Raw genomic sequence first — 12,787 nt, 5'->3', positions numbered from 1 at the left:
GTCTTTTTTTTGTAGTTTTGCCTCCCTTTTCCGAACTTTCGGTTTAGGGAGTTAACAAATTCAAATATTTTATAAACAATCATTTATGAGAAATTTCACAGTAACAATATTGTTGTTGTTTTCTGGCTTGTTTGCCTTGAACGCACAGAATATTGTAAAAGGAGTGGTTTTAAATGGCGACTCTGAAAATCCGATGCAAGGTGTTTCCGTAAGTGTAAAAATTGCCAATATAGCTACCACTACAGATGCTACAGGTGCTTTTACACTCAAAGGTTTGTCCGACGGAAGGCAAATTGTAACGGTATTATTAAATGGGTATGAAACCCAAAATTTCCCAGTAGAATTAGCTGGAAAAACAATCGATTTAGGTACCATTTTTATGTACGAAGACTTGTCTGTAGACCAAGACTTAAGTACGATTACTATTAGTGACGATGAGTTAAATGACGATGCCAGTGCTGCCGATAACATTTCTGGTTTGTTACAAGCATCTAGAGATGTGTATTTACGTACTGCTGCTTTTGAGTGGAGTGGTTCATTTTACAGAGTACGTGGTTTGGATTCTGAAAACGGTAAAGTTTTAATTAACGGAATTGAAATGAACAAACTGTACAACGGAAGACCACAGTGGAGTAACTGGGGAGGTTTAAACGATGTACTGCGCAACCAAGAGTTTAGTAACGGATTAACGCCTTCTAACTATACATTTGGTGGGGTGTTAGGATCTACCAATATCAATACGCGAGCTTCTGAATATAGTGAGGGCGGTCGTATTTCGTATGCAGCTTCTAACAGAAGTTACAATCACCGCTTAATGGCAACATATTCATCTGGTTTGTTAGCCAACGGATGGGCAATAACAGCTTCTGGAAGTAGAAGAGCAGGTAACGAAGGGTATGTTGACGGTACTTTTTACGATGCCAACTCTATCTTTTTAGCTATTGAAAAGAAAATCAGTGACGCCCACAGTGTAAACTTAACGGTAATTGCTGCTGAAAATGAACGAGGAAAATCATCACCAAATACACAAGAAGTATTCGATATTAAAGGTATTCGTTACAACTCTTTTTGGGGAAAACAAGGCGATAAAAACAGAAACTCAAGAGTTCGAAGAATTTATGAGCCTATTGTGATGTTAAATCATTATTGGAATCTTTCTGAAAACACCACATTAAATACAAATATTGGTTTCCAATTTGGAGAGATAGGAAATAGTCGTTTAGACTATAATGGGGCGAATAATCCAGACCCTACCTACTACAGAAAACTACCAAGCTGGTTCTTATCAGACCCTAACGGACCTGATTATGAAAATGCTTATAAATCATTAACTAGTTTTCAAAATGACGGACAAATTGATTGGGATGAGTTGTATATTGGTAATGAAGGAAGTCCAGAAAATGCTCGTGTGATTTTATACGAAGATAGAAATGACGATCAGCAATTAACGGCTAATATGATTTTGTCTTCTGAGTTAACTGAAAATATTACCCTTACCGCTAGTGGTGAATATAGAAGATTGCATTCTGAAAACTTTGCCACACCTATAGACATGCTAGGTGCGAACGGGTATTTAGATGTTAATACTTTTGGCAATACTTTCAACCAACAGCAAAGTAATGTATTAACTCCTAATAGAACCATTGGTTTAGGAGATCGTTTTAAATACAACTACAACTTCGAATCTGAAATATACGGTGGTTTTGCTCAATTACAATTCAAGTATAATAAAGTAGATTTTTATGTAGCAGGGCAAGCAAATAATACTACGCACCAAAGAGAAGGTTTATTTCAAAATGGCTATTTTCCTGATAATTCTTACGGAAAATCAGACAAGTTAGACTTCTTTAACTACGGAGCTAAAGGAGGGCTTACCTATAAAATATCTGGACGTCATTTAATCGATGTTAACGGAGGGTATGTTACCAAAGCACCATCATTACGCAACTCGTTTGCTAACTCGAGAGCCAACAATATTACCGTGGCAGATGTTGCTGAATTAAACAGTGAAAAAATCTTAACAGGAGATTTGAGCTATGTGTTTAGAAGTCCTTTACTAACTTCAAGAATTACTGGATATTACACAGATATTAAAGATGCTACCGAAATTTCTTTCTTCTTTGCCGATGGTATTGGAGGAGATACTTCAGCTTTTATTCAAGAAATATTAACAGGTATTGATAAAAGACACTTTGGTGTTGAATTAGGTATTGAAGCACAGGTAACTCCAACTATCAAACTAAAAGGAGCGGCGAACATAGGGCAATATACCTATAACAACAATCCAAACCTTATAATTACAACCGAAAATGCTTCTACCGAAGGTTTCGTTAATGGTAAAAGAGATTTAGGAAAAGCCTCTCTTAAAGATTATAAAATTGCTGCAGGTCCTCAAAAAGCCTATTCGTTAGGTTTTGAATATAGAGACCCAGACTACTGGTTTGTTAGCCTTACCGCAAACTATATGGATGAAGCCTATGTAGATGTTTCTCCTATTAGAAGAACGAGTAACTTTGTAAGTGATGTCGATGGGCAAGCTTTTGCTGATTATGACCCAGTATTAGCAAGACAATTGTTACAACAAGAACAATTTGACGATTATATTGTAGTGAATGCTATCGGAGGAAAATCTTGGAAAGTAGGAAATAGAAAATATATTGGTTTGTTCGCCAGTGTTACTAACCTTTTTAACCAAGAATATAAAACTGGTGGATTCGAACAAGGGAGAAATGCCAATTATCGCCAGCTTAGAGATGATCATGCCAACGGAACACCAAGCTTTGGCAACAAATACTGGTATGGTAGAGGTACTACCTATTTCGTAAACTTAAATTATAGATTCTAAAAAAACTCAAAATGAAAAAAATAAATTTATACAAGATTTTTGCAATCCTTTTTATTGCAATTTCTGCTTCGTGTGTCGATCACAACGATTTTGAATTACCAACCATTGGACCCGATAAAGAATACGCTAACTTACAATCGTTAGACGAAATTGTAGCCCAATACAACGGTGAACCTGTAGTATTTACAGAAGATGTTACTGTGTATGGATATGTAGTTTCTGATGACAGAGAAGGAAACTTTTTTAAATCAATCATTATTCAAGATAAACCAGAAAATCCAACCGTTGGTTTAGAAGTAAGAATAGACGATACCAATTTAGGCGCTCGTTACAATGTAGGTAGAAAAATATACATTAAACTAAAAGGTCTTGCTTTAAGCAAATACTTCACCTCTTTCCAAATAGGTGTTTTAGATGGAAATAGCACTGACAGAATCGATACTAATGAATATATTAATTATATTGATAGATCTTCTGAAATTGCAGAAATAATTCCTACCAATCTAACTATTGGTGAAATAACAGATAGCCATATTAACACCTTAGTTAAAATTGACGGATTACAGTCTGAAGAAAAGGGATTAACTTATGCAGATCCTGATAATACATTCTCAGTAAATAGATACTTCGTTAGTTGTGAAACTTTTGAGTCTATTATTATGAGAACCAGTGGTTTTGCTACGTTTAAATCGTATCCTATTCCAGATAAAAAAGGAAGTATCACGGCTATTGTAAACAAATTCAGAAGCGATTATCAGTTATTTATTAGAGACACCAACGATGTAAACTTTACAGAAGAATACGGTTGTAATAACAATCCTACAGAAGCTTCTTTAGCAGATGTAAAAGACTTGTATACAGGAAGTGAAACTACCATTACCCAAAACTTAAAAGTAAAAGTAGTAATTACTTCAGATCTTTCAACAGATAATATTTCGAATCAAAATGCTTTTGCTCAAGACGCTACCGCAGGTATTGCATTACGATTTAGCGATGCTTACGATTTAAAATTAGGTGATGAAGTAGAGATTGCTATTGGAGGTGCTAAATTGAGTGAATTTAGAGGTTTATTACAATTAAACATTGCTCCATCAAGTATTATTAGTGCATCAGCAGGTACCTTACCTACTCCAGAAACAATTACCATCGAGCAAGCTTTAACTGGAGACTATGAAGGAAAACTAGTGCAAATTGAAGGAGTACAATTCAAAGATATTACCGGAACTTATGGAGGTTCTAATACATTTACTTCAGACTGTACTAATGAATTAACAACCTTTGTAAGAAGTCAAGCTACGTTTGCTAGTAATGCTGTAAGCGATAAAAAAGGAACACTTACAGGTGTAATGTCTGACTTTAACGGTCCTCAAATTTACTTAAGAAATGAAGCTGATGTAAACTTTACCGAAGACTATGCTTGTGGTTCTACTGGTGGAGGTGGTTCTTCAAACACTATTTTCTTCTCTGAATTAGCTGATCCAAATAACAATCCAGCTGCTAGATTCATAGAAATATACAATGCAGGTACAGAAAGTGTTGATTTAACAGGATGGGTAATTAGAAGATACACTAATGGTAATCCAGAGTCTACTTCATCAATAGATTTAACTGGTAGTACAATTAATGCTGGTCAGGCATTTGTAATTGCTGCACAAAAAGATGCTTTTGAAACTGCTTTCGGCTTTGCTCCTGATTTAGCTGCTGAAACTGGAGGGCCTGCTGATTCAAATGGTGACGACAACATAGAATTAGTTGACCCAAGTGGTAATGTAGTTGATGTTTTCGGTGTACCTGGTGAAGATGGTTCAGATACAAATCACGAATTTGAAGATGGTAGAGCATACCGCAAAGCTTCAGTAACACAAGGGAATGCAACCTATACATTCTCAGAGTGGGATATTTGGAATGATACTGGGGCAGCAGGTACAACCAATGCACCTCAAGATGCTCCTGGAGCTTTTACTCCTAAAGTAAGATAATCCAACATTTTTTAAAAAAGTTAAAAACCCAAGTTTTAAAACTTGGGTTTTTTTATGCATCTTTATTCCCTACTATTAACTTTTACAAAAATGTTTTCCAAACAACGAATAACAAATGCTTTTAAAAATGCAAAAGAGCTTCCTTTAAACGAGAAGTCTAAATATATTTTATTTTCCGATTGCCATAGAGGCGACAACAGCTTTGCCGACGATTTTTCACACAACCGAAAAATATATCACTATGCGTTGTCTCAGTATTTAAAAAAAGGATTCACCTACATAGAGTTGGGTGATGGCGATGAACTTTGGGAAAATACGTTTGTAAATATTTTCAATACGAATAAAAACATCTATTTGCTACTTAGAGAATTTCATAAACAAAACAAGTTGTATTTTATTTGGGGAAATCACGATATGAGTTATAGAAACCCAAGTATAGTTGCCAAAAATTTCCACTCTTTTTACGATACTATTGATGGAAAAGAAAAAGAATTAATGCCCAATGTTTCTTTTTCAGAAGCCATTCGACTCGTACAAGAAGATGGTAAAAGTATTTTCTTGCTTCACGGACACCAAGCCGATTGGTTTAATTATAGTTTTTGGAAAGTAAGCAGGTTTTTGGTTCGTGTCTTATGGCGACCTTTGCAAATTCTGGGTATTAAAGACCCCACAAGTCCTGCACAAAACTTTACAGAGCTAATTAAAGTAGAACGCCGTCTTGAAAGATGGATGAAGAGTAATGATAACCAAATGACCATTACTGGACATACACATCGCCCCAGATTTCCTTCTAAAAATGAACTCCCATATTTTAACGATGGTAGCTGTGTACACCCTAGATGCATCACTGGTTTGGAAATTGAAAATAATGAAATTACCCTCATAAAATGGCATGTCATCACCCATAAAGACGGCACCATGCAAATTACCAAAACAGTACTAGAAGGACCACAAGAAGTAAGCAATTATATCTAGTAGCGTAACACTAATTTAACCAAAGAGACTACTTACATAACAGTTTTTTAAATTACACTTAATATTCTTTTCAAGGAAAGAAAATAACTTTGCTTTGCCTCGCTTTGAGGCGTACAGTCATTATAAATTTATTAGTTTTGTCGACTATTTATTTGACTTACAGCTACTGCCTTGTTTTCAAGGCAGTTTTTTAATGTTAGGTTAACACTAACTTAACATAAAGGTTGGTTATTTGCCGCGACAAAACTAATAAATACACAACTAATGAACATTAAAACAGCACTTACGTATGTAAGTATGTTTGTAGTACTATGCATTCAAGCACAACAAACAAATGCACCTAAATTTGGCAAAGGATTATTTAATTTAGCAGGAAAAGATAGCACATGGTCTATGAATATGAGTGCTAGAATTCAATTTTTGGCAACTGCTGATTGGGATTCTAACAAAAACGGACTGTACAATCCCTCTTCTTCAATGCTAATAAGAAGATCTCGTTTAAAATTTCATGGTTTTGCCTTCTCTCCAAAATTACAATATAAGATGGAACTTGGCTTATCTAATAGAGATATAAGTGGCGCTTCAGAGTATACAGGAAATGCCCCTAGGTATATTTTAGATGCGGTTTTAAAATGGAATTTTTACGAGAATTTTGTATTGTGGTTCGGACAAACAAAATTACCAGGTAACCGAGAACGTGTTATTTCTTCTGGTAATATGCAATTAGTAGATCGTTCTTTATTAAATAAGAGATTTAATATTGATCGAGATATGGGAATGCAGTTAAGACATCATTTTAAATTGTCTGATCAATTCATCGTTAGAGAAGCGTTCGCTTTTTCTCAAGGAGAAGGAAGAAATATAACGGTAGGAAACTTAGGGGGGCATCAATACACAGCCCAAATAGAGCTTTTGCCTTTCGGAAAATTTGAAGGCAAAGGAGATTATGTAGGAGGAGATTTAAAAAGAGAAGAAACTCCTAAACTTGCCTTAGCCATGAGTTATGATTTTAACAATAATGCCGTTAAAAATAGAAGTAATCAAGGGAGTTACATGGTAAATGATGAAGGGTATTACCAAACCAATATTACTACCTTCTTTATAGATACGATGTTTAAGTATAAAGGTTTCTCATTTATGGGAGAATATGCGTACAGAGATGCCGAAGACCCTATTGCCAAGAACTCAGACGGTACGCTAACAGGAGACATCGTACAAGTAGGTAGTGCATTGAACCTGCAATCAGGGTACTTATTCGCTAAAAACTGGGAAGTATCAGGTCGATTTACCAATATTTCTTTAGATGAAACTATTACAGGAAAAGGAAATGAAAATCAATACACAATAGGTTTATCAAAGTACATTGTTGGACACAAATTGAAAGTGCAAACCGATATTAGTTACTTAGATGTAGCGACAGCTACCAACGAATTAATGTATCGATTACAAGTAGATATTCACTTTTAAATAATAACATAAACATAACATAAGAGCGTTTATGTGTGACTAAATTTGCAAAACTTAATTAAAAACTAAAAAATGGGAGATCCATATATTTTAATGCTAGTCGCTTTAGCTGTTTTAGCTATAGTCGATTTGGTTGTAGGAGTTAGTAACGATGCTGTTAACTTTTTAAATTCAGCAATCGGTTCTAAAGCAATTAAAGTAAGAAATATTATGATAATTGCTAGTGTCGGTGTGTTTTTTGGAGCTGTTACTTCAAGTGGTATGATGGAAGTAGCACGTAAGGGAATTTTTAACCCTAGCATGTTTATGTTCCAAGACATCATGTTTATTTTTATGGCAGTAATGATTACTGATATTTTATTACTCGATATCTTTAACTCGTTAGGAATGCCTACCTCAACCACAGTTTCTATTGTATTTGAATTATTAGGAGCAGCAGTATGTGTTTCATTGATAAAAATTGCAGCCAATGATGCCCATTCAATTTCTGATATTTGGAGCTATATCAATCACAAAAAAGCCATTGAAATAATTAACGGTATTCTACTCTCCGTAATTGTCGCCTTTTCGGTAGGAGCAATCGTACAGTTCTTTTCCCGTTTAATTTACTCGTTTAATTTTGAGAAAAGACCTACCTATATAAACTCGCTATTTGGTGGTTTTGCCATTACAGCAATTACGTACTTTATCATCATCAAAGGAATGAAAGGAACTCCTTTTTATAGCGATGTAAAACACTTAATTGAAGGAAATACTGTACTTATTGTTGCTGGTAGTTTTGTTCTTTGGAGTATGGTATCTTATCTTTTAATACAATTTTTTAAGGTTAATATCTTAAAACTAATTATTGGTATTGGTACCTTCTCACTAGCAATGGCGTTTTCTGGTAACGATTTGGTAAACTTTATTGGGGTACCTATTGCTGCTTGGAACTCATACCAAGCTTGGGAAATCTCTGGTGTTGCACCTGATGCCTTTTCTATGGGCATCTTAGCTAAAAAAGTGCCTTCTAACGTATGGTTGTTATTGTTAGCTGGTGCCATTATGGTAATTACCTTATGGACTTCAAGCAAGGCTAGAAACGTTATTAAAACAGGTATCGATTTATCTCGCCAAGGAGACGGACATGAGAAGTTTCAACCAAATGCATTATCAAGAATTGTTGTAAGAGGTGCTATGGGAATTAATGCAGCTATTAGCTTTTTTATCCCTCAGAAAACGTTACAATTTATTGATTCTAAGTTTCAAAAACCCGTAATTGAATTACCAAAAGATAAAACTTATGAAATGCCTGCTTTCGATTTGGTAAGAGCAGCTGTAAACTTGATTGTCGCTGGTATTTTAATTTCTATTGCAACCTCTATGAAATTACCTTTATCAACTACCTATGTAACTTTTATGGTAGCCATGGGTACTTCGTTAGCTGATAGAGCTTGGGGACGTGAAAGTGCGGTGTATAGAGTAGCTGGTGTAATTAATGTAATTGGCGGATGGTTTTTAACTGCCATTACAGCTTTCTTAACAGCTGCTTTAATAGCTTACTTAATTAGCTGGGATATGGTAATGATTCCTGTATTATTACTTGTAGTAGCTCTTCTAATTGCTAGAAATACCTTACAACACAGAAAAAAATCGAAAGAAGAAAAGAAACAGGTATACATGGAAAGAGCTGAGTTGATTACCATTAACGGGGTAATTGAAGAAAGTTCTGACCATATTTCTGGTGTTGCCAAACGTATTAACAAACTGTATTCTAGCGTGGTTGATGACCTTGCAAAACACGATTTAGTTAAGTTGCGTAAAACAGATAAACACGTTACAAAACTAAACGATGAAATTGATAATTTAAAAGATGGCGTGTTCTACTTTATCAAATCACTAGACGATACGTCTGTGCAAGCCAGTAAATTTTACATCTTAATCCTAGGCTATTTACAAGACGTAGCACAATCTATTAGTTATATTTCTAGAGCAACGTATAAGCACGTTAACAACAATCATAAACACCTTAAAAAAGGTCAAATTAAAGATTTAAAAAGTATCGATAATACTCTTTCTAAGTTATTAGATGATATCAGTACTACTTTTGAAAATAGAAGTTTTGATAATTTGGAACATATTATTAACGAAAAGAAAGAATTGTTGAAAGATGTTTCTATGTCTATTGAAAAACAAGTAGATCGTATTAGAACAGATGAAACAAGTCCAAAAAATACTACTTTATACTTTAGTATTTTAATAGAAACACAAGATTTAGTTTCTGGAATCATGAGTTTACTAGAAACCTATGAAGAGTTTCACATTAGTACAAAATCTGCTGATTTAGAAAATTAGATAAACTAAAAAAGTCGAGCCTTACAGCTCGACTTTTTTTATAGTTATTTGCAAAATTAGTACACTTCTCTTATCGGGCGCATCAAACCCTCTTGCGCAACAGAAGCAATCAACTTTCCACTTCTTGTATACATATTTCCACGTGCAAAACCACGAGCACCATAAGTACTAGGACTTTCCACAGAAAACAACATCCAATCGTCAAAATCAAAATCGCGATAAAACCACATCGAATGGTCTAAACTTGCCATTTGTGTGTTTCCAAAATTAGCAACACTCGCATTCGGATTTAAACACGCTGTTAAAATATTATAGTCTGATATATAAGTTAATAGTTGCTGTTTAATACTTAATGGCAACTCCAATGCCTCTCCTTTTAATTTAAACCACACATCTACTAATGGAGGTAAATCTTTACGGTCTAACGGATTTACAATTTGTACAGGTTTAAAATCAACAGGACGTTCAATACTTAAAAAAGCCTTCATTTTTTTTGGTAAGAAAGCCCCGAATTGGTCTAACATATCTGTCCAACTTAACAATTCTTCAGGTTGTTTTACATCCTTTTTTATAGGTTTTTGGTGTTCGTATCCTTCCTCCTTTTTATGAAAAGAACACGAGAGAATAAAAATAGTTTTATCATTTTGGTGTGCCGTAACTCTACGAGTAGAAAAGCTACCTCCGTCGCGAATTGTTTGTACATTGTACGTTATGGGTAGTTCTAAATTTCCTGCCTCTAAAAAATAGGAATGCAGCGAATGTAATATACGCTCTTTTGGCGTTGTTCTATAGGCGGCATTTAATGCTTGAGCTAGTACCTGACCTCCAAAAACGTTTGGACTTCCTATATCTTTGCTAACTCCATTAAAATTACCTTCCCCTAAGTCGTCTAGAGTAAGTATCTGTAATAGTTCTTGTGTATTTTTCATTGGCTAAAAGACGATACGTTTTTATACTTTTTTTCTTTAAAAGGCTTAATTAACCTGAATTCTGTTGGTTGAATTTTCTTCAAAAATAAACTCAAAATACGATTTGGAATACTTTTTTTATGCCTTAAATAAATTGTTAAATTTTGAGGTACTGCACCGACTGAGCTTTTAATTTCACCAGCGGTTCTTCCAAAATTAATAGTTTCGATGTTATTTTCAATAGCTAATAGTATATAATCATAGAGCATACGTTGGTATATTGCATACGTTTTGTTAACAGTGTAATCAATTCCCACAAAATGGGCATCAAGGTTCTTATCAGTAATCATACCCGATAAAAAACCTGCCAATTTATCTTCTAACCAATACGCTTTAATCACATAGTTCTCTTTTAGGCTTTCTTTTAAAGAAAGGTAGGTTTCTATATTAAAATGTCCCAAGTTAAAACTCGCCTTATTAGACACACTTTTGTATAACGAATTCATCTCTGGTAACAGTTCCTTCAAAGACGCAGTGGTTACTTCCTCTATCCGCAAATGGGAACTTAATTTGAATGCTTTTTTTGCTTTTACCCTATATTTTGTTTTCAGTGCTGCCAAATAATCATCAAAAGTATGCCATTCTTTCTCTAAGGCTAATACCATATTTGAATCTACATTAAATGAATTATAGCCCACACTGTGCAGTGCATCGGTAATAAAAAGCGATTCATCTACAAAATCTTTCAGCATAAAAGCGTCGATTTTTTCTTTAGAAATGTCTTTTTCAAAAACCACTATAGCCTTTGCTAACTGTTTTACAACTTGTTTTTTATCTTGATCTTTTTTGATAAAAATACCGTGCTCTCCACTCACAAAAGTATTACCGCAAGTAAGTATTTTAACTGGTTTTCTTGATGAGTTCAACCGTAACTTTCTACCGACACATCGTACCCATTCTATTGCCGACTGTAGGTCGTTTTGAACATTATCTAAATAAAAACCGACTACCTGAATCGTGGCAAAAGCAATCGCTTCATCTTGTTCATTGTAAAGTAAAATATATGAAAACTGAAGCTGCTGATTATTTTTTTCTAACGCTTCTAAATAGGCTGGTTGAAAATATAAATTGTGCGAGCAATTAAGTTCTTTCCAAGCTTTTTCTGGTATCTCTTTTACCGAAGAAAAGTAGTGTACATCAAATGATTTTTTTTATACGATAAAATAATAACAGCTTTTACGATTTGCGCCTAAATTAGTAAAAGTTTGGCAAATACACTACGAATCTATTTTACGTCACTCCGTTATTCCAAACAGGTACTTTTAAACACCTACTTATGGTAACCATATCGCTTAGCAAGTACTCTTTGTCTCCGTGATTTAATAAATTGTAACGCTCTCCTTGTTGCGTGACCAAATTTACTTCGTAACAGTAGTAACTTCCCGATGTATTTCCCTCCACAAATTTTGATAATACTTGCAATGCGTATGCTTGCTGAAAGGGAATTACCTTGTTTTCAACTATAATTTTTCTCTTTTTAGTGTTGACATATACTTTTGCTCCGAAAGACACTAATAAAAAGGCGCCTACCAGTAAAAAAGGACCTCCAGATGTAAAAAAGAGTTTTCCTCCTTCCATAAATGTTAACGGTTCTTTTGAAAAATCAAAAAAAGCTATAAAAGACCAAACCACATAATTTAAACCCATTAAAAAGAAACTCCATGCTACGAATTTCAGATAAGAACTAGAGGTGATTTTATATCCAAAAGCCGTTTTTCGCAAGCGTTCACTTAAAAAATTACTTCCCGAACTCTTCATAGCATTCCAAGAAAGATGTTGCCCAATAGCATCGGTTGTATAATCGTCAAAAGTAAATTCTATCTGTTTGTTTTTTGGCGATTTTTTCTTTTTTTGCGCCCAATAACTAGCCCCAAACATTCCTGTAAACATAAAAGCCAACACCGCTAGCATACCGCCAGTTTTATAATACGTGTATTGCTCTTTTTTGATACCTAATTGATGGATTGGAACGGTAATTTCAAGACGCTTTATCGTATTCAAGTCTTTTCTTGTGGGGTTGGGAAGCTGTTTCAGCGAATCTAATTCTCGTACACTTTGCTGCATCGCTGTTTTTCTATGCTGGAATGAACTATACGTGTTTTGCAGTTGAGGTATGACTACAAAAACAAAAATTCCGATAGGTATGATTGTAAAAAGCCATGTACTACCAAAAGATACTTTTTTCATTTATTATATTTTGGAAAGCGAATTTGAGAAAA

Annotated in this window: 8 protein-coding genes; 5 read left to right on the top strand and 3 right to left on the bottom strand. The window is 34.5% G+C overall.

Annotated elements, in window-relative coordinates; all coding sequences use genetic code 11:
* Positions 1-85 precede the first annotated feature (85 nt).
* From P8625_RS12465 to P8625_RS12445, 5 genes are all read left to right on the top strand, one after another.
* Entirely contained in the window at positions 86-2,845 is a 2,760-nt protein-coding gene (locus tag P8625_RS12465) for a carboxypeptidase-like regulatory domain-containing protein (RefSeq protein WP_279650776.1), read from the top strand.
* Positions 2,846-2,856: 11 nt separating this feature from the next.
* The gene (locus tag P8625_RS12460; protein WP_279650775.1) at positions 2,857-4,824 is read left to right on the top strand and encodes a DUF5689 domain-containing protein; all 1,968 of its coding nucleotides are present in this window, start codon (positions 2,857-2,859) and stop codon (positions 4,822-4,824) included.
* A gap of 90 nt (positions 4,825-4,914) precedes the next feature.
* Positions 4,915-5,799 carry a metallophosphoesterase gene (locus P8625_RS12455; protein ID WP_279650774.1) on the top strand — a complete coding sequence of 295 codons (885 nt, stop codon included), beginning with the start codon at positions 4,915-4,917 and terminating at the stop codon, positions 5,797-5,799.
* A gap of 264 nt (positions 5,800-6,063) precedes the next feature.
* Positions 6,064-7,266, top strand: coding sequence for a porin (locus tag P8625_RS12450; RefSeq protein ID WP_279650773.1), 1,203 nt, complete (start codon positions 6,064-6,066; stop codon positions 7,264-7,266).
* Between the two features lie 72 nt (positions 7,267-7,338).
* The gene (locus P8625_RS12445) at positions 7,339-9,600 is read left to right on the top strand and encodes an inorganic phosphate transporter (protein ID WP_279650772.1); all 2,262 of its coding nucleotides are present in this window, start codon (positions 7,339-7,341) and stop codon (positions 9,598-9,600) included.
* Positions 9,601-9,656: 56 nt separating this feature from the next.
* On the opposite strand, the gene P8625_RS12440 is transcribed toward P8625_RS12445, so the two are convergent.
* The 3 genes from P8625_RS12440 to P8625_RS12430 all read right to left on the bottom strand — a co-directional run bounded on the left by P8625_RS12440 (position 9,657) and on the right by P8625_RS12430 (position 12,755).
* Entirely contained in the window at positions 9,657-10,529 is an 873-nt protein-coding gene (locus P8625_RS12440; RefSeq protein ID WP_279650771.1) for an acyl-CoA thioesterase, read from the bottom strand.
* Entirely contained in the window at positions 10,526-11,677 is a 1,152-nt protein-coding gene (locus P8625_RS12435) for a GNAT family N-acetyltransferase (RefSeq protein WP_407704781.1), read from the bottom strand. Before P8625_RS12435 ends, P8625_RS12440 begins: the two co-directional genes overlap by 4 nt.
* 121 nt (positions 11,678-11,798) lie before the next feature.
* The gene (locus tag P8625_RS12430; RefSeq protein ID WP_279650769.1) at positions 11,799-12,755 is read right to left on the bottom strand and encodes a hypothetical protein; all 957 of its coding nucleotides are present in this window, start codon (positions 12,753-12,755) and stop codon (positions 11,799-11,801) included.
* Positions 12,756-12,787 lie beyond the last annotated feature (32 nt).

The organism is Tenacibaculum tangerinum, assembly GCF_029853675.1.
Lineage (GTDB): Bacteria > Bacteroidota > Bacteroidia > Flavobacteriales > Flavobacteriaceae > Polaribacter > Polaribacter tangerinum_A.
Note: the sequence above shows the minus strand (reverse complement) of the source record. Positions and strands in the feature narration are given on the sequence as shown.